The 18340-nt window shown below is 40.6% G+C and carries 21 protein-coding genes, 1 tRNA gene and 4 pseudogenes; 13 read left to right on the top strand and 13 right to left on the bottom strand.

What is annotated here, in order from left to right; translation table 11 throughout:
• Positions 1-63: 63 nt before the first annotated feature.
• On the top strand, positions 64-519 hold the full coding sequence (locus RWM06_RS00845; protein ID WP_313969752.1) for a GNAT family N-acetyltransferase: 456 nt from the start codon (positions 64-66) through the stop codon (positions 517-519).
• Positions 520-566: 47 nt separating this feature from the next.
• Here RWM06_RS00845 and RWM06_RS00840 read toward each other — a convergent pair whose 3' ends face one another.
• Positions 567-1712: a low temperature requirement protein A gene (locus RWM06_RS00840; RefSeq protein ID WP_313969751.1), complete on the bottom strand. Its 1146-nt coding sequence runs from the start codon at positions 1710-1712 to the stop codon at positions 567-569.
• 303 nt (positions 1713-2015) lie between these two features.
• Positions 2016-2858 (bottom strand): aldo/keto reductase, encoded by an 843-nt coding sequence (locus RWM06_RS00835; protein ID WP_313969750.1) that lies wholly within the window; start codon positions 2856-2858, stop codon positions 2016-2018.
• A gap of 222 nt (positions 2859-3080) precedes the next feature.
• Here RWM06_RS00835 and RWM06_RS00830 point away from each other — a divergent pair.
• Positions 3081-3532 (top strand): annotated as a pseudogene (locus RWM06_RS00830) (tyrosine-type recombinase/integrase); the annotation flags it as partial.
• Between the two features lie 80 nt (positions 3533-3612).
• On the opposite strand, the gene RWM06_RS00825 reads toward RWM06_RS00830, so the two are convergent.
• The 5 genes and pseudogenes from RWM06_RS00825 to RWM06_RS00805 form a co-directional block, all read right to left on the bottom strand.
• A tRNA-Lys gene (locus tag RWM06_RS00825) sits at positions 3613-3685 on the bottom strand.
• Positions 3686-3949: 264 nt separating this feature from the next.
• Positions 3950-5221, bottom strand: a complete 1272-nt coding sequence (locus RWM06_RS00820) for a replication-associated recombination protein A (protein WP_313969749.1) — start codon at positions 5219-5221, stop codon at positions 3950-3952.
• 381 nt (positions 5222-5602) lie between these two features.
• Positions 5603-5800 (bottom strand): annotated as a pseudogene (locus RWM06_RS00815) (CPCC family cysteine-rich protein); the annotation flags it as partial.
• Between the two features lie 9 nt (positions 5801-5809).
• Positions 5810-6001 (bottom strand): annotated as a pseudogene (locus RWM06_RS00810) (CPCC family cysteine-rich protein); the annotation flags it as partial.
• A 15-nt stretch (positions 6002-6016) separates the two neighbouring features.
• Positions 6017-6232, bottom strand: coding sequence for a hypothetical protein (locus RWM06_RS00805; RefSeq protein WP_313969748.1), 216 nt, complete (start codon positions 6230-6232; stop codon positions 6017-6019).
• A 398-nt stretch (positions 6233-6630) separates the two neighbouring features.
• Between RWM06_RS00805 and RWM06_RS00800 the strand changes: the two genes are divergently transcribed.
• The 11 genes and pseudogenes from RWM06_RS00800 (at position 6631) to RWM06_RS00750 (ending at position 15250) form a co-directional block, all read left to right on the top strand.
• Complete coding sequence (locus RWM06_RS00800) at positions 6631-6810, top strand: type II toxin-antitoxin system HicA family toxin (protein WP_001132279.1); 180 nt, start codon at positions 6631-6633, stop codon at positions 6808-6810.
• Between the two features lie 36 nt (positions 6811-6846).
• Positions 6847-7299: a type II toxin-antitoxin system HicB family antitoxin gene (locus tag RWM06_RS00795; protein ID WP_313969747.1), complete on the top strand. Its 453-nt coding sequence runs from the start codon at positions 6847-6849 to the stop codon at positions 7297-7299.
• A gap of 294 nt (positions 7300-7593) precedes the next feature.
• Entirely contained in the window at positions 7594-8064 is a 471-nt protein-coding gene (locus RWM06_RS00790) for a DUF3013 family protein (RefSeq protein WP_313969746.1), read from the top strand.
• 18 nt (positions 8065-8082) lie between these two features.
• The gene (locus tag RWM06_RS00785) at positions 8083-9150 is read left to right on the top strand and encodes a M50 family metallopeptidase (protein ID WP_313969745.1); all 1068 of its coding nucleotides are present in this window, start codon (positions 8083-8085) and stop codon (positions 9148-9150) included.
• 1 nt (position 9151) lies between these two features.
• A complete protein-coding gene (locus RWM06_RS00780; RefSeq protein ID WP_313969744.1) occupies positions 9152-9580 on the top strand; it encodes an NUDIX hydrolase in 429 nt (142 codons plus the stop codon).
• 137 nt (positions 9581-9717) lie between these two features.
• Complete coding sequence (gene prmA / locus RWM06_RS00775; RefSeq protein WP_313969779.1) at positions 9718-10668, top strand: 50S ribosomal protein L11 methyltransferase; 951 nt, start codon at positions 9718-9720, stop codon at positions 10666-10668.
• 1 nt (position 10669) lies between these two features.
• Complete coding sequence (locus RWM06_RS00770) at positions 10670-11413, top strand: 16S rRNA (uracil(1498)-N(3))-methyltransferase (RefSeq protein WP_313969743.1); 744 nt, start codon at positions 10670-10672, stop codon at positions 11411-11413.
• Between the two features lie 10 nt (positions 11414-11423).
• On the top strand, positions 11424-13220 hold the full coding sequence (gene pepF / locus RWM06_RS00765; RefSeq protein WP_313969742.1) for an oligoendopeptidase F: 1797 nt from the start codon (positions 11424-11426) through the stop codon (positions 13218-13220).
• Between the two features lie 245 nt (positions 13221-13465).
• On the top strand, positions 13466-14257 hold the full coding sequence (locus RWM06_RS00760; protein WP_313969778.1) for a DUF2785 domain-containing protein: 792 nt from the start codon (positions 13466-13468) through the stop codon (positions 14255-14257).
• A gap of 111 nt (positions 14258-14368) precedes the next feature.
• A pseudogene (locus tag RWM06_RS00755) lies at positions 14369-15037 on the top strand (MIP/aquaporin family protein).
• Between the two features lie 66 nt (positions 15038-15103).
• On the top strand, positions 15104-15250 hold the full coding sequence (locus RWM06_RS00750; RefSeq protein ID WP_313969741.1) for a hypothetical protein: 147 nt from the start codon (positions 15104-15106) through the stop codon (positions 15248-15250).
• Here the strand turns inward: RWM06_RS00750 and queF are convergent.
• The 6 genes from queF to RWM06_RS00720 all read right to left on the bottom strand — a co-directional run bounded on the left by queF (position 15247) and on the right by RWM06_RS00720 (position 18315).
• Positions 15247-15738 carry a preQ(1) synthase gene (gene queF, locus RWM06_RS00745; protein ID WP_000082579.1) on the bottom strand — a complete coding sequence of 164 codons (492 nt, stop codon included), beginning with the start codon at positions 15736-15738 and terminating at the stop codon, positions 15247-15249. The genes RWM06_RS00750 and queF overlap by 4 nt on opposite strands.
• Positions 15739-15756: 18 nt before the next feature.
• Entirely contained in the window at positions 15757-16473 is a 717-nt protein-coding gene (queE, locus tag RWM06_RS00740) for a 7-carboxy-7-deazaguanine synthase QueE (RefSeq protein ID WP_313969740.1), read from the bottom strand.
• On the bottom strand, positions 16466-16909 hold the full coding sequence (gene queD, locus RWM06_RS00735; protein WP_313969739.1) for a 6-carboxytetrahydropterin synthase QueD: 444 nt from the start codon (positions 16907-16909) through the stop codon (positions 16466-16468). The genes queE and queD overlap by 8 nt, the downstream gene beginning before the upstream one ends.
• Positions 16909-17562, bottom strand: a complete 654-nt coding sequence (queC, locus tag RWM06_RS00730; RefSeq protein WP_313969738.1) for a 7-cyano-7-deazaguanine synthase QueC — start codon at positions 17560-17562, stop codon at positions 16909-16911. Before queC ends, queD begins: the two co-directional genes overlap by 1 nt.
• A gap of 201 nt (positions 17563-17763) precedes the next feature.
• Positions 17764-18078 (bottom strand): thioredoxin, encoded by a 315-nt coding sequence (gene trxA, locus RWM06_RS00725; RefSeq protein WP_001029581.1) that lies wholly within the window; start codon positions 18076-18078, stop codon positions 17764-17766.
• 15 nt (positions 18079-18093) lie between these two features.
• A complete protein-coding gene (locus RWM06_RS00720) occupies positions 18094-18315 on the bottom strand; it encodes a DUF4649 family protein (protein WP_000570256.1) in 222 nt (73 codons plus the stop codon).
• Between the last annotated feature and the right edge of the window lie 25 nt (positions 18316-18340).

Genomic DNA, 18340 nt, shown 5'->3' with positions numbered 1-18340 from the left:
CTATTCGTAAAAAATAGGAGAAGTAGTATAATGGAGAAACATAGATAAGATGGTGAGGCAAAGATGATAATTCGTTTTGAAGAAAAGGTGAGTACAGAAAACGCTCAGCGCGTATGCCAATGGTCCAATTCCCTAGGCAAATCCTTTCAAGAACAATGGATGGGAACAATGATTCCTTTTCCTTTGACTATTCAAGCCTTGCAAGATTTGGAAGGAATCTTTTCAATCTTTGATGGACAAGAGTTTGTGGGGCTAATACAAAAAATCAGGCTAGAAGACAGTAATCTTCATATTGGAAGATTTTTTATCAACCCCCAGAAACAGGGGCAGGGATTAGGTAGCCAGGCTTTAAGGAAATTTGTTAGTTTGGCCTTTGAAAATGGAGATATAGATAGTATTTCTCTAAATGTCTTCGAAGCAAATCAAGCAGCCCAGCATCTCTATCAAAAAGAAGGATTTGAAATCGTTCAAATAGTTGAAGCACCTGTACGAAAATACATCATGAAAAAGAGGAGATAGAAGCAAAAAGCTTTGGTTCCCAAAGCTTTTTTAATCTTATAAACTCATTAAAATAACTCCCAGTTAGGTCTGGAATATTTTTTATTCTGTGTCATATAAAAATAAATAAAATGAATGGCTATAGCTAGAGCTAAAATGGTTGTTATACTCACTACTATTATAGGATTAGAAGCAAAGATTAAAGAGAGAATAAAGGCAGCCAGATAGAGTGTCGCTTGGACACAGTAGTAACTTTTCGAATAGCGAAGATAGTGTTTGTTATAGGGCCCATTTACTAGGACAGCAGCTTGAAAGAGGCCAAATCCGATATAAGAGAAGCTGGTTGCAAAGAGACGATTAGCTTCAGGATTCTGAAGAAAACTCATCGATACAGTCATCATCATAAGTCCAATGAAAATAGGATAGTGACTGTAAATTAGAAATAGTCCCTTTTGATTAGATTTTTCATCAATAGCATGGTCGAATTGACCAAAATAAAACAAGAACAGAGAAATCATAATAATGAGATAAAGAACCGAATAAATCGAGAAATTCTCGATTGTAAAGAAGTTAGCTAGATTCGTAATCATCTCTCCAAACGTAATAATGACAAGAAGGGAGATGCGCTCGATTAAATGGGGGAGATTTACCTGGTAATGCTTATCTTTATTAAGCAAGATACTTGGCATAATAAAGATAAACAGAATACTAGCAAAGAAGATATAGACTCTAACGTAAATAGGAAGAAGAGCTGCTAGATAGACTCCTAAACTTCCTAGACCTGTTATCCATAGAAAACCTTTGATACTTTCCCGTTCAACATCATCGGTTGATTTTCTAAAAAATTCAACCAAATATTGAAAAAATAAGGTAAGGGTTAATGTACCAATAGCCCAACAGAGATAATGAAAATATTGTTGCCAATCAGGTCCAATCATATTGGCTATAAAGAGTAAAAGTCCCATTTTGATAAACATGATTACCATGTTAAATAAAGAGTTCTTTCCATAGCGATTGGTATAATCGGTTTGAATCATCCAGGAATCGATGAGAACCAAAATAGCAATGAAAAAATCAAGGAAAGAATTCCAAGTCAAAATACCGTTATGAAGATGGTCGATTAAAGTAGTTACTTTTGAAATTGCAAAAACAAAAACTAAGTCATAAAAAAGTTCTGAAAATTCTACACGTTTATGTTTAATAAGAGTTGTCATCTTAAGACCTTTCTATTTTAGAAGTACAATTTATTATAACAGAAAATGGTAATGAGAGAAAAGGAGATGCTTAAATAACTTTATGTGGCGCGAATTGTCAAAACCTTGGAGCACATTTACCTCATGTACCAGATTACAGGCGGAGTGTTTGACGATTGATAATGAAGTACGTGTATTTTGAGGCAAAAGATTTCGAGACTCCATTACGTAACTCCCATATATAAATAAAAAATGATTGTTTCATTATAGCAAATCTAAAGAAACACGCTAAAAAGCAACCCTGACGAGTTGCTTAAAATCCTATTAAAAATTAACTTTGTCAGGATCATCCTGAGTTTTGATGCCTTGAATCTTATCCAGGACTGCCATATCTTCCTCTGATAAGTCGAAGTCGAAGATATCTAGGTTGCCTTCAATATTTTTAGGTGTTACAGACTTAGGTAGTGGCAAGAAACCTTTTTGAAGGCTCCAACGCAGAGCAACTTGTGCCACAGATTTACCGTTACGTTCAGTCACTGCTTCAACATCTTCATTTCCAAAAATGCTACCTGTACCTAGTGGACTATAGGCTTCAAGAAGGATATTGCGCTCTTGGCAATAGGCAACTAAGTCTTCTTGGTTACAACCTGGAGCCAAGAGGATTTGATTGACATGTGGAACAATTTCAGCTGTTTCAATAAGAGCTTCTAGGTGGTGTTGCATAAAGTTAGACACACCGATAGCACGCACCTTACCTTCTTTGTAGGCTTCTTCCATAGCCTTCCATGCACCCGCATTGCCAGCCTTCCAATCATCATTCTCACGAAGCGCCTTTGGATTAGGCCAATGGATAAGTAAAAGATCCAAATAATCCACACCAAGTCTTTCGAGAGACTCATCGATAGAAGTCTTAGCTAACTCGTAATCATGCTTATCATTCCAAAGTTTGGTAGTTAGGAAAATATCCTCACGTGCCAAATTACTATCAGCAATCGCTTTACCTACAGAAACCTCGTTACCGTAAATTTGTGCGGTATCAATATGTGTGTAACCCGCCTTAAGTGCGAAGCTAACGCTGTTATAGGCTTCTTCGCCTTCGGCAATTTGCCAAGTTCCAAAACCAATTTTAGGAATAGCAACCCCATTTGCAAGTGTATATGTTTCCATGATTTTCACCTTTTCTTTTTTTAATAGTACTATCTTAAAGAAGATAAGGCAAAAATGCAAAGATTTGCTACGGATATTATTATGAATAGTTCCTTACTTCTTTTTCCGCTGTTGGTAACAGCCTTTGGAGATATTATTACTTGGGAAAAGAATGAATTTGTTGGTATTGTAAAATACAATCTTCAAGACTGCGACATTATTATCAAGAGCCTGAAATATTTTATTCAGTATTATAGGAGGTTTAATACCCTTTCTCATAAATTTGTCCCTCCAAAAACAAAACGTCTATTCGGATGGTACCGATAGACGAAGAATGTATTAAGATATTACAAGTCCTAAAAATTGAACAGGAGAAGGCCAATAAAGAGCTAGGAATCAAGAATAGGTATAAAATGATTTTTCAGCATTATGGATATGCCTACGATGTTCCAGATATTGCAACAGTCAATAAAGCTATAAAAGTAATGTTGAAGGAATTGCAAATTTCTCCATTGATTACTACCAAAGGAGCTAGACACACTTATGGTAGTTATCTATGGCACAATAATATTGATTTGGGAGTTATTGCGAAAATTTTAGGACACAAAGATATCTCTATGCTGGTTGAAGTTTATGGTCACACATTGGAGGAAAAAATTAGTGAGGAATTCATGGCTGTGAAAAGTTTGTTGTAAAAACACGGCAAATTGCACGACAATTTTTAAAAGGAAAGCAAAAAAGCCTTGATTCCAAGGCTTTTCCTGTTGTATTTAGATGCCCCCTACAGGGATCGAACCTGTGACCCACGGATTAAGAGTCCGCTGCTCTGCCAGCTGAGCTAAGGAGGCAAAGAAAAAAGCTGTATTGGTGCCGAAACTTCACGGTTTGTATTGAACCCGCGCAATTAAGCAGGTGGGCAACTCGCTCTAACTGAAGCTGTTTCCGTGTGAGACGGCCTACATGCTGTTAGAAGACTTTTGTTTCCCTAATAATACAAAAAATAGTCGGTCAACACTTAAGTGTGAAGTCGTACACCACAGCGTTTCTATGTTTATATGATACCACTTTTTCAAAAAAAATCAAGAGGAAAATGCAATTTTTTGAAAAGGATTTCAGATTTTTCGCAAACGGTCGATAGCTTCCTTTCTTTGAGCCAAAGCCCGTTCATATTTACCAGTATCTTCTGCTTGGAAATAGTGATGATTACGAATTTTTTCTGGCAGATAGTCTTGTTTAACCCAATTCCCAGGATAGTGGTGTGGATAGAGATAGTCTTGGGCATTCCCTAGTTCCTTGCTTCCACTGTAGTGCCCATCACGCAGGTGTCGCGGAATAGGTAAGTGTCCTGATGTTTTGAGGTCAGCAAGAGCCTTGTCCATAGCCACATAGGCTGAGTTGGATTTTGGAGAAAGGGCCAAATCAATGACGACATTGGCAATGAGAATGCGAGCTTCTGGGAACCCAATCCTTTGTGCAGCATCCAGAGCAGTTACGGTGTGAATCTGGGCTTCAGGATTGGCTAAGCCGATATCTTCATAGGCGATAACAGTCAAGCGACGAGCGAGACTTGGCAAATCACCAGCCTCAATCAAGCGGGCAGTATAGTGGAGACTGGCATCCACATCCGAGCCACGGATGGATTTTTGCAGGGCTGAGAGCACATCGTAGTGTCCATCTCCATCCTTATCCATTGTAATGTAGCTCCGCTGCAGGCTATTTTCCATGATGTCTAGAGTGATATGGCGGATACCCTCGTCATTCTCAGGGGTAGAGAGAACTGCCAAATCCAGTGAGTTGAAGGCAGAGCGAAGGTCTCCGTTTGTAGAGGTAGCAATGAAATCCAGCGCATCCTCATCTAGTTCTACTGGAAAATCAAAACCACGTTCAGGGTTACTTAGAGCTATCTGAAGAGCCTCCTTGACGTCTTGATTGGACAGAGGTTCCAACTCAAAAATCTGAACGCGACTGCGAATGGCAGGAGTGACAGAAAAGAAAGGATTTTCAGTCGTAGCCCCAATCATGATGACCAGTCCACTTTCCAAGAGAGGCAAGAGGAAGTCTTGCTTGGTTTTATCGAGTCGATGAATTTCGTCAAGGAGTAGTACAAGTCCACCAGAAAATTTAGCCTCTTCGGCGATTTCTTGCAGTCGCTTTTTACTATCAACTGTCGCATTGAAAGTTCGAAAGGCATACTTGGTCGTCCCTGCGATGGCAGAGGCAATACTGGTCTTGCCGATTCCTGGAGGTCCATAAAGAATCATGGAAGACAGGCGGTTGGCTTCCACCATGCGACGAATGATTTTTCCTTGTCCGACCAGATGTTCCTGACCGATGACCTGGTCGATGGTTTTAGGGCGCATGCGAAGCGCGAGATTGTCTGGCATAGCAGTCCTTTCTAACGTGGATTTGAGTAGAATAACTTATCTAATATATCTTACTATGTCCATTCTAGCCTATTAGTTGTGATATTTCAATGGTTTTGCAATATTCAGGGAGTGAGATAGAATCTTTTTGACTATTTAATTTGATGAGGAGAGGTATCAGCATGAGAGAATTGATTTTCCTTAAAACTCAAAATATGATAGTTGAGTCTATTAGCTATTTCAATACACTACTTTTTCAATATCATTGATTGTGATTGTTATGGTATCCCAGTCTTTGGGTGAATCACCTATGTCAGCAATAAAAGTATCTTCACTTAACTTTTCGACAATTGTCGCCGTTTGACCGTTTTTTAACAACACTGTATCAAATTCTTCAATTTTTATGATTTTTCTCCTTGCGTAAGCTTCTTTGGCTTCAGCGAGAGTAATCTTGTTAGGACCACCGTCAATATTTATAATACCTGTATTTTGCCAACGACAAACGTCACAGATATCATAGTCCATAACTTCAGTTCCGCAAACAGGGCAATGTAGCCATATTTCCCCGTCAATTTCCCAAGTCTTTTGTGATTCATTCATGTCGTTTTTCCTTTTATAAGCCATTTTCGCTTCTGCAAGCGTTATTTTATTAGGACCGCCATCGATATTAAATGCTCCCGTATTTTGCCAATGACAAACATCGCAAATATCATAAGTTTCTACTAAAGTTCCACATACAGGGCAATGCACATGCTCCCAACCATCAATGAAAATTAAATTCTCTTTTTTAGTTTTATTCATGATAAACAACTCCTGTTATTTTGTAATACCGTCTTGAGTTAATTCTATGGATGCGATTTCAGATTCATTAAATCCAACATATGGATATTTATCTGTTCTTATTGTAATTTCATCATAGAGTTCATCTTCCGTATCAAGTTTCCCTATAAAGCTATTACAATGACCCTCTAAAATTTGACCATCAACAAAAACAACCCTAATTTCTTTTCCTAAATATTGTTCTAAATTCATTACTGATTTCCTTTCCAATATTATACTTCAAATCAAGTGATATTACTAATGAATAAAGTATGGTAAATGATAAAACAGTTTATCTGACAATGCAAGTTTTTCGTCTGCTGAATGTATTGATTTAGTAGTTTTTGCTAGTCTTTTATAAAAATCGTAATATAATTTTGGGTGATAATCATTTTTTAATGAAGAGAGGAGAAGTAATGTTGAGATTGAATCGCGCCATTTCTAGTGGGTCGAGAAAAGCAGGAACTCTGATAGTTCTGCCTATCCGTTTATATAAGGCTTCCCTTAGAACCACATCTAAGAGCTTTTCGGTATAAGAGAATAATACGTATCACACCTTTACAATACGTGTAACACGTGTTATAATGGTGTCGTCAGGAGGTAAAAGCGCTATGCCTATGACACAAAAAGAGATGGTCAAACTCCTTACGGCCCATGGTTGGATAAAGACCAAAGGCGGTAAAGGCTCCCATATTAAAATGGAGAAGCAGGGAGAAAGACCTATCACAATCCCCCATGGTGAGCTGAATAAGTACACTGAAAGAGGGATAAGAAAGCAAGCTGGGTTGTAAAATTCAGCCCCTGCTTTTTGATATGGAGGTAGTGAAATGTTAGTTACGTATCCAGCTTTATTTTATTATGATGACACAGACGGAGCAGAAGCGACTTATTTTGTCCATTTTCCAGATTTTGAAAACTCAGCTACACAAGGCGAGGGGATTTCTGAGGCTTTGGCTATGGGTTCGGAGTGGTTAGGAATAACTGTTGCAGATTTGATAGAGAGTGATGGAGATTTGCCCCAATCATCTGATATCAATAGCTTGTCTTTAATTGATAATGATCCTTTTAAAGATGATGAAGATTTCGTGTCAACCTATGACCTTGATAAATCTTTTATTTCTATGGTGTCTGTTGACGTATCAGAGTACTTAGGAAGTCAAGAACCAATTAAAAAGACCTTGACCATACCAAGATGGGCAGATAAGTTAGGACGAGAAATGGGGCTTAACTTTTCTCAGACTTTGACAGACGCTATTGCAGATAAGAAGATTCAAGCATAAGATTAAGTGTGACATCGTGGGAATAGTCAATAAAAAAAGCACGTCTAATTGTGCTAGTTACTTATCTATTGATCCTATAGATTTATTAGCCCTTTCGAGGGCTTTTTTGTGTCGACTTTTATGGAAAAAATAAAGAAATTAGACTGTTAAGAAAATCACTAATACCAAGGGTTTAAATGAGGTAATATGGTATAATTAGGACATAAAATAATTTTGTGGTAAGATGGTAGTATCTATTTTAGCATATTTCCGAGCAATCGGGGCGATTTAAGAGTCGCATAGAAAGAGGACAAAATGGCAACATATGGATTTTTAGATGTTTTACAAGAAGAGTTGGACAAGAACTTTCCTTTTGATTATGAGATTAGTTGGGACAAGCGCAATCATGTGGTTGAAGTGAGTTTTCTATTAGAGGCACAAAATGCTGCAGGGGTGGAGATGCTAGATGAAGACGGAGAGGTTTCGTCAGATGATATCCTTTTTGAAGAAGCGGTACTTTTTTACAATCCTGCCAAGTCAACAGTTAATGTAGAAGACTATTTAACTGTTATTCCGTATCTACCTAAGAAAGGTTTCTCTCGTGAATTCTTAGCTTATTTTGCGCTATTTCTCAAAGATACTGCAGAGGTTGGACTAGATGCCCTCATGGACTTTTTGGAAGACCCAGAAGCAGAAGAATTTGTCATGGAATGGAACCAAGAAGTCTTTGAAGAAGGAAAAGAAGGCTTAGAAGAGGGAGAATTCTATCCTTATCCGAGATACTAGGGATTATTGGGAGAGTTTATGAAAAAAATTGTGACGTATTTGATTCAGACAGTGTCTGTTCTTGTGATGATGCTAGCTTTTTCTTGTGGAACAATCGCATTTGCAGAGTTGGGGTATTCCGCAGTTTTAGTTTTTACTTTTGGTTATGCCTTCGCTCTTTTAAGCATGTATTTAATCTTTATTCTTCATGAGTTGGGTCATGCATTTTTCGGTTACCTGACAGGCTATCGACTGGTGGCTTTTGGATTAGGGAATTTTCTTCTGACTAAAAAGTCAGGCAAGTTTTCTCTTAGCCGAACAGCCGTTTTGAAAAATGTTGGTGCTCAGTATGTTGGTTTAAAAGAGAATGAAAGTGATCAAAGAATCATCTTGATGCTTTCAGGAGGCTTGATAGTTCACCTTTGCTTGATATTATTGGCAACACTTTTTGGTTTTTTGACAACAAACTGGTATTTTGCAGGCACTTGGATTTGTCTAAATTTATCTCTTTTTCTTTTCAATGCTCTGCCAGTTGGGATTACCGATGGAGCAAAAATTTGGGAATTGCTACAATACCCTGAAAATACAAAATACGTCTACCTGATGTTGAGGCATTCTGCCCAGACCTTGCTAGCTCCTCAAGAATATGATTTAAAAGACTTTGTCATGTCTGTTGATGAGGATGTGAGAGGGAGTTTTGCAGAAAGTGTTCAGACTCTTCAGGGGTTGGTATTCATATTGGATGATAATATAGAACTTGCAAAGCAACAGTTGCAATCTGTGCTAGAGAAAACAGATAATCCAATGTCTAAAACTAGTTCTCAATTATACCTTCTTCAAGTTGCTCTGATGGAAGGAGATAATAAGAAAGCGGAAGAATATGCAAGTATTCGAGGGGTCAAATCCTTTTTATCTATAAAAACAGCAGATATGCAGGTCATTCAAGCTTGGTATCAATTTAAGGTAAAGAAAGATGTAGTTCAAACTCACAAGGCTATGAAGATTGCTAGACATAAAATGAATAGCAGTCGGATGTTACGGGATGAGAAAAGCTATTATCAAAATTGGTTAGCCGAGCTGGAAAAGGAATTAACCGAAGGAGTCTAATATGGAAATAGAAATTTCTGATTTTACAGGATCTAAGATTGCCTTGATTTGTGGGGATAAGGTCTTGACTATCTTACGTGATGACAAGAACGATATTCCTTGTCCCAACATGTGGGAGTTGCCAGGTGGTGGTCGTGAAGGGGACGAAAGCCCTTTCGAGTGCGTAGCGCGTGAAGTTTATGAGGAACTGGGAATTCATTTAAATGAAGATTGTTTGCTTTGGGGCAAAATTTATCCTAGCGTAATCTTTGAAGGCAAGCAATCGGTCTTTATGGTTGGTCAGCTAAGACAAGAACAATTTGACAATATTACCTTTGGAGATGAAGGACAGGCCTATCAGTTGATGAATATTGAAGAATTTCTTAGTTCCAGTCAAGTTGTACCTCAGTTGCAGGAGAGATTAAAAGATTATTTAAAAGTAAGTGATTAGAAAGGATGGTTCAGTTACATTTCTAAACTGAACCCGCCCTAAACACTGTGCCAAAAAGATAAACTTCTTTTAGACACAAGCGTCTTCAGAGAATTTCCTATTTTGGCTTTGTGTTTTACGGGCTTGGTATCTTAATGATGGAAACATGGCAAGAGTTAAAAGTTACAGTCAAGCGTGAGGGGGAGGAATTGGTTTCCAATCTCTTAATTGAGCTGGGAGCGCAAGGTGTTGCGATTGAAGATAGCATGGACTATGTGGGAAATGTTGACCGCTTCGGCGAGATTTTCCCAGAGGTCGAGCAGCAAGAAGAAATTGTGGTGACAGCCTACTATCCTGATACGGTTGATGTAGCAACGGTTGAGTCAGATTTGCAGGCTCGTTTAGCAGAATTAACGGATTTTATGGACTTGGGTGAGGTCAAGATGGGGACGACTGCCTTGGCTGAGAAAGACTGGGCAGACAACTGGAAGAAATACTATGAACCAGCTCGTATTACTCATGATTTGACCATCGTTCCCTCTTGGACAGACTATGAGGCGACTGCGGGAGAAAAGATTATCAAGCTAGATCCAGGTATGGCCTTTGGAACTGGGACCCACCCAACAACCAAGATGAGTCTTTTTGCCTTGGAGCAGGTTCTTCGTGGTGGGGAAACGGTGATCGATGTGGGGACTGGATCAGGTGTACTTTCCATTGCCAGCTCGCTGCTTGGTGCCAAAGAAATTTTCGCCTATGATCTGGATGATGTGGCAGTTCGAGTGGCTCAGGAAAATATTGAGCTCAACCCTGGTATGGAAAACATCCATGTAGCAGCAGGAGACTTGCTTAAGGGTGTTGAGATTGAAGCAGACGTCATCGTGGCTAATATCTTGGCGGATATTCTCATTCATCTGACTGATGATGCTTATCGTTTGGTCAAGGATGAAGGCTACCTCATCATGAGTGGCATTATCAAGGACAAGTGGGACATGGTGCGCCAGCCGGCTGAGTCAGCTGGATTTTTCCTTGAAACCCACATGATTCAAGGGGAATGGAATGCCTGTGTTTTTAAGAAAACAAAGGATATTTCAGGTGTGATTGGAGGCTAGCATGCAGCAGTATTTTGTCAAAGGCAGTGCAGTCTCTCCTGTTACCATTGAGGACAAGGAAACCAGCAAGCATATGTTTCAGGTTATGCGCTTGAAAGAAGATGATGAGGTTACTTTGGTCTTTGATGATGGCATCAAGCGCTTGGCGCGTGTGCTGGATGTGGAAGCCCGTCAGTTTGAGTTGGTCCAAGAATTAGCTGACAATGTGGAACTGCCAATCCAAGTGACCATCGCCTCTGGTTTTCCCAAGGGAGACAAGCTGGAATTTATCACTCAAAAAGTAACCGAACTGGGTGCCAGCCAAATCTGGGCCTTCCCTGCCGATTGGTCGGTTGCCAAATGGGATGGAAAGAAATTGGGTAAAAAGGTTGAGAAACTGGAAAAAATTGCCCTTGGAGCAGCAGAACAAAGTAAACGTAATATTGTTCCAAGTATTCAGCTTTTCGAGAAAAAAGCAGATTTTCTAGCTCAGTTTGACCAGTTTGACTCTATCATAGTGGCCTATGAAGAATCAGCAAAAGAAGGAGAAGCCGCTGCGCTCTTACAAGCGGTCTCTGGTCTTGAAAAAGGAGCCAAACTGCTCTTTATCTTTGGTCCAGAAGGCGGACTCTCACCTGTAGAAATCGAAAGTTTTGAAGCTAAGGGAGCAGTCTTGGCAGGTCTTGGTCCTCGTATTTTGCGAGCAGAAACAGCACCGCTTTACGCCTTATCAGCCCTTAGTGTTTTATTAGAATTAGAGAAATAAGAGGAAGAAAATGGAACAAAAACATCGTTCAGAATTTCCAGAGAAGGAACTTTGGGATTTAACAGCCCTATACCAAGATCGTGAAGATTTCTTGCGTGCAATCGAAAAGGCTCGTGAAGATATCAACCGATTTAGCCGAGATTACAAGGGCAATCTTCACACTTTTGAGGATTTTGAAAAGGCATTTGTGGAATTGGAACAAATCTATATTCAGATGAGCCATATTGGAAACTATGGCTTTATGCCTCAGACGACAGACTATAGCAATGACGAATTTGCTAACATTGCCCAAGCTGGGATGGAATTCGAAACAGATGCCAGTGTAGCCTTGACCTTCTTTGACGATGCCTTGGTGGCAGCAGACGAGGAAGTCTTGGACCGTTTGGGTAAATTGCCACATTTAACAGCTGCCATTCGTCAGGCCAAAATCAAAAAAGCCCACTATCTAGGGGCTGATGTGGAGAAGGCCTTGACCAATCTCGGTGAAGTTTTCTACAGTCCGCAGGATATTTACACTAAGATGCGAGCTGGGGATTTTGAAATGGCTGACTTTGAAGCTCATGGCAAGACCTACAAAAACAGCTTTGTGACCTATGAAAATTTCTACCAAAACCATGAGGACGCTGAGGTCCGTGAGAAATCCTTCCGTTCCTTCTCGGAAGGTCTTCGTAAGCACCAAAATACGGCTGCGGCAGCCTATTTAGCCCAAGTCAAGTCTGAAAAACTCTTGGCAGATATGAAGGGCTACGACTCAGTCTTTGATTATCTTCTAGCTGAGCAGGAAGTGGACCGTGCTATGTTTGACCGCCAGATTGACCTCATCATGAAGGATTTTGCGCCGGTTGCTCAGAGATACCTCAAACATGTTGCCGAGGTAAATGATCTTGAAAAGATGACTTTTGCAGACTGGAAATTGGATTTGGATAGCGCCCTGAATCCTCAAGTGACTATTGACGACGCCTATGATTTGGTCATGAAGTCGGTAGAACCTTTGGGGCAAGAATATTGTCAGGAAGTGGCTCGCTATCAAGAAGAGCGCTGGGTGGACTTTGCTGCCAATAGTGGCAAGGATTCTGGTGGCTATGCAGCGGACCCATATCGCGTGCATCCTTATGTTCTCATGAGCTGGACAGGTCGTTTGAGCGATGTCTATACCTTGATTCATGAAATCGGTCATTCTGGTCAATTTATCTTTTCTGACAACCACCAGAGCTACTTCAATGCCCATATGTCGACCTACTATGTTGAAGCACCGTCAACTTTCAATGAATTGCTACTCAGTGATTACTTGGAGCACCAATCTGACGACCCACGTCAAAAACGTTTCGCTCTTGCCCATCGCTTGACAGATACCTACTTCCATAACTTTATTACCCACCTCTTGGAAGCAGCCTTCCAGCGTAAGGTGTATACATTGATTGAAGAAGGGGAGACCTTTGGAGCAAGCAAGCTCAACAGCATTATGAAGGAAGTTTTGACCGATTTCTGGGGAGATGCCATTGAAATCGATGATGATGCAGCTTTGACTTGGATGCGCCAAGCTCACTACTACATGGGCTTGTATAGTTACACTTACTCAGCAGGGCTAGTCATTTCGACTGCGGGTTACCTTCATCTGAAACATTCAGAAACTGGAGCTGAAGATTGGCTCAATCTCCTCAAATCAGGTGGTAGCAAGACACCGCTTGAGTCAGCTATGATTATCGGTGCTGATATTTCAACAGATAAACCACTCCGTGATACCATTCAATTCTTGTCAGACACGGTTGACCAGATTATCGCCTACAGTGCCCAGTTGGGAGAGTAGGGGAATAGAGAGCTTGTTCTAGAATGATGTTTATGAGCTTGTTAAGCGTCATTCTATTTGTTTTAGCTGTAGCTATTTTCAAACACGCCGTTGAAGGTCGTGATGTTAAATTTGAACTTGTTGTAGAGTTGATATTGATAGTTATTTACTTCATTTTATATCAGATCGTATTTAATTAAGAATTCAATATTAAGTCATCTAAGGACGGCTTTGTGAACAGTTCTAGAAATGTAGAGGTATTGACCATGTATCAAGAGTTAATTAGAAAAATAGCAGAAGAAAAACCGAGCTATCGTCAAGAAGAAATTCAGTGGTTGCTTGATCATTTGGGAGATCCTTCTCCAGAAATTCGCGATGACCTTGTTTTTACAAGCTTTGCTAGAGGGATTCAGGAAGAACTATTTACACAGGAGCAATTTCAGTTCATTGCTGAAGGGATTTCATCTGATGGAGGGTTAGATAAAGAGATTGATAAGGTAGGCCTGTCAACCCTTGAACGTTCCTTTAGGGCGCTTATTTATGCAAATCTCTTGTCTGCGGATGCCAACCAGCAATCGATTTTTTATCAGGGATTAAATGAAGGAATTCGTAATGTCCTTTTAAATCAAGGTTTGTATTATCTTTCAAAAGAAAAGGATACAAGGGGTTTTTCAAGTCAGTATGGTTGGGTTCATGCTTTTGCACATGGAGCCGATTTACTGACAGAGGTGGTTTGTCATCCAGACTTTCCTAAAAACAGAATTCATGAAGTATTTGACATACTTGGCCAACTATTTAAAAGAATTTCGATTCGCTTTACAGATGATGAGGATTGGCGTTTAGCAAGAGTGATCTATGAACCTATTTTACAAGGGAAGTTGGAGCAAGAACAAGTAGCTTCTTGGATAAAAACAGTTGATTTTCCGATAGAAGAAAGGAAGGATTTTTACAAATTTTCCAACTTTAGATCCTGTTTGTTGGAAGTCTATGTCCAACTTGACCAGAGAAATAGTTTACAAGATGACTTGAAAGAAGCTATCCAGTCTTTTCGATACTAGGGATAAGCTAATAGTTCTATGATTTTCAAAAAACTTTCCAATCAATTTTCTTGAAACCCTTTCCCTCTTTTGATAGACTAGTATCTAGTTTTTGAAAAAAGGAGAAAGAAAATGAAAAAATTTGTCGCTGAGTTAATCGGTACGTTCATGCTTGTGTTCGTTGGGACAGGAGCTGTTGTTTTTGGAAATGGTCTTGAAGGTCTTGGTCACCTAGGAATCGCCTTTGCCTTTGGTTTGGCAATCGTGGTTGCAGCTTACTCAATCGGAACTGTTTCAGGTGCTCACTTGAACCCAGCTGTTTCGATTGCTATGTTTGTAAACAAACGTTTGTCATCTTAAGAGCTTGTAAACTACATCCTTGGACAAGTAGTTGGAGCTTTCTTAGCATCTGCTTCTGTATTCTTCCTCTTGGCTAACTCAGGCATGTCAACTGCTAGTCTTGGTGAAAATGCCTTGGCAAACGGTGTCACTGTCTTTGGTGGTTTCTTGTTTGAAGTCATCGCAACTTTCTTGTTTGTCTTGGTTATCATGACTGTGACATCAGCAAGCAAGGGTAATGGCGCGATTGCTGGTTTGGTAATCGGTTTGTCCTTGATGGCGATGATTCTTGTGGGATTGAACATTACTGGGCTTTCAGTAAATCCAGCCCGTAGCTTGGCACCAGCTGTCTTGGTAGGTGGCGCAGCCCTGCAACAAGTTTGGATTTTCATCCTTGCACCAATTGTTGGTGGAGTTCTTGCAGCCCTCGTTGCGAAAAACTTCCTTGGAACAGAAGAATAATTGAAACTCAAAAAGCCTTGCTCCTCATCTCGAGGAACAGGGCTTTTTCGTATCTGTTTATACTTAATGAAAATCAAAGAACAAACTAGGAAGCCAGCCACAGGTTGCTCAAAGCACTGTTTTGAGGTTGTAGATGAAACTGACAAAGTCAGTAACCATACATACGGCAAGGCGATGTTGACGCGGTTTGAAGAGATTTTCGAAGAGTATTAACGGTTGTCAATTTTCTCTGGATAAAGGTCGTGTTGGAAGAGGCGTTGTTCTGCCAAGCCTTCATACTTAGTTCCAGGTTTACCGTAGTTGTAGTAGGGGTCGATTGAAATGCCACCGCGCGGAGTGAATTTTCCCCAGACTTCTAAATAGCGAGGGTCTAGCAAGTTGACCAAGTCTTTCCCGATGGTGTTGATACAGTTTTCGTGAAAATCTCCGTGGTTTCGGTAACTAAAGAGGTAGAGTTTGAGGGATTTTGACTCGACACAGAGCTTGTCAGGAATGTAGGAAATATAAATAGTTGCAAAGTCTGGCTGAGCAGTTATTGGGCAAAGCGAGGTAAATTCAGGACAGTTGAATTTGATAAAATAGTCATTTTCCACATGACGATTGTCAAAGGATTCGAGGACTTCTGGTTGATAGTCGAAAATGTAGTTGGTTTCTTTGTTGCCTAGTAGGCTGAGGTTTTTCATTTCTTCTTGTTGTGACATGATTTTTTCTTTCTAATCTTAAACACCACGTTGATTGTCGTAGAGGAGGGTATGGAGTTGAGGAAGGACGCGGACATTGCCCCAGCTATCGTCAGCAGCGATGCGTTCCCATAGTTCTTTGAGACGGTCCAGTTGGTCTTGGACAATATTGCCTGTAGCCTTGGGCTCAGGATTTCCTGCTGATAAGAAGAGAACATCTGGTTGGTAGCGTTCTTGAATTTCTTTGGCAAAGGCTAAATCGGCATCATCAAAGACAGGGATTTTAAAGGTGACCTTGTCTGGATCCAGTTGGGAAACGATAAAGTCCAAGGTCTCGAAGTTGACTTCCATCTTGGATGAGGGAGGTTTGGGGCTCAGAGTGACCTGGTCGATGTCTTTTAACCAATTTTGCCAGCGGGATCCTTGGGTCTCAACAGCAAGGGTGACACCACGTTCCTTGAGCTTGGTGACCAGTTCAGCCATGTTGGCTGCTAGGATAGCGGGATTTCCGCCAGACAGGGTAACATAGTCGTAGCTCCCTAGTTTATCCAAGGCAGCAATGACTTCGTCAGCCGTCATGCGAGTTGGTTTTTCAGAACCATCCCAAGTAAAGGCAGAATCGCACCAGTCGCAGTGGTAGTCGCAACCAGCAGTGCGGACAAACATGGTTTTCTGCCCAATAGTACGACCTTCACCTTGAAAGGTTGGGCCAAAGATTTCCAGAACTGGTAGTTTGAGGACACGTTCCCTAGTCATCTAACCACTCCCGTCTAAACTCTGCAAAGGCAGTCGGAGTTTCATAGAGGCGAACGTATTCCAAACGAAGACCGCGTTCGTCGGGCAACTCTTGATTCATGGTTTGGAAAATCCAGTAAACCATATTTTCAGCAGTCGTGTTCATATAAGGCAGGGTTTCATTGAGATAGCGATGATCCAAGTGGGGTTCTAAGAAGTCCTTGTAGATCGCTTTGATGTCTCCAAAATCGTAGGTCATACCACGTTCATCTAAAAATCCACTGACAGCAATCTGCAGATGATAGGTGTGGCCGTGCAGGGATTTGCATTTCCCTTCATAGTGAAAGAGGTGGTGGGCAGCATCAAAGGTAAATTCTTTTGATACCAAGGTTCTGTGAGGATTGTAGACAAGAGACTCCCCTGTTTCCTGTTTGATTTCTTTGGGTGCAAAAAACATTAGCCCTCTCCTTTCTGTGAGAGATAGACATCTAAACCATGCTGACGTAGGTGGCAGGCTGGGCAATCCCCACAGCCACTTCCGATGATCCCATTGTAGCAGGTCAAGGTCTTTTCACGAACATAGTCAAAGGCACCGAGTTGGTCGGCTAATTCCCAAGTTTCAGCCTTGTCTAGCCACATGAGAGGCGTTTGGATAACAAAGTCGTAATCCATGGCAAGGTTGAGCGTCACATTGAGAGATTTGACAAAGACATCTCGACAATCGGGGTAGCCAGAGAAGTCAGTCTCGCAGACACCTGTCACGATATCTTTAATACCACGTTGCTTGGCAAGAACTGCCGCAAAGGAAAGAAAGAGGTGGTTGCGGCCGTCAACGAAGGTATTGGGAAGCTCTCCCTCTTTTTGCTCAATCTCCATATCAGAGGTCAAGGCATTTTCAGTGATTTGTCCCAGCAGAGACATATCTAAGATGTGATGACGAATGCCCTGTTCCTTAGCGATTTCTCTAGCAACTTGAATTTCGAGATGATGGCGTTGGCCGTAAGCAAAGGTGACAGCTTCGACTGTTTCATAGTGTTCTTTAGCCCAAAAGAGGCAGGTTGTAGAATCTTGACCGCCACTAAAGACGACCAAGGCTGATTGACGTTTCATAGTACTCCTTCCAAAATGGGAAATGTTGAGAGCACGCAAAAAGCTCCCATGAGGGAGCTAAAAAATACCAAGTCAAGGTTTTTTTTAGCGATGGCATGTCCCAAACATCGTAATATTCTACCTACAGTCTAGCATATTTTTTGAAAAATGGCAAAGGGCAAGAAAAAAGAGACCAAAGCAAGTACTTGGTCTCTCGTTTGATTAGCTCAATTCAGCAACGATGGCCTTGATTTGTTCTGCTGTGTGAACACCAGCAACTTGTTTCACCACTTGGCCGTCTTTTTTGAAGAGAAGGGTTGGGATAGACATGATTCCAAAGGCACGAGCTGTGTTTGGATTTTCATCCACGTCCATTTTAACGATTTTCAAAACATCTTCTGAAAGTTCTTCAGACAATTTATCCAAGATTGGACCTTGCATACGACATGGACCACACCAAGTTGCCCAGAAGTCTACCAAGACCAAACCGTCTTTTGTTTCTTGTTCGAATGTTGCATCTGTAATTGCTTTTGCCATTGTATTTCTCCTTTTTTAGTTATATTGGCTTAAATCTTGTTTCATGAGATAGAAGAAGACATCTCCATAAGTCCCATGGTAGTCCAAATCATGACCGTTGTAAGTTAATTTTTGGACAGGATAGTAGTCTGCGACGCCGATAAGGCAAGCTTGTTGCGAACGATCAAAGTCTTCATAAGATTCGAAAGTTACAGTTCTTTCGTTCTTGCTGGCATCTAGATAGGTAATTTCAATCATTTAAAAAACTCCTTTGTTTAATGAT

It is taken from the genome of uncultured Streptococcus sp. (genome assembly GCF_963516575.1).
Classification (GTDB): domain Bacteria; phylum Bacillota; class Bacilli; order Lactobacillales; family Streptococcaceae; genus Streptococcus.
Note: the sequence above shows the minus strand (reverse complement) of the source record. Positions and strands in the feature narration are given on the sequence as shown.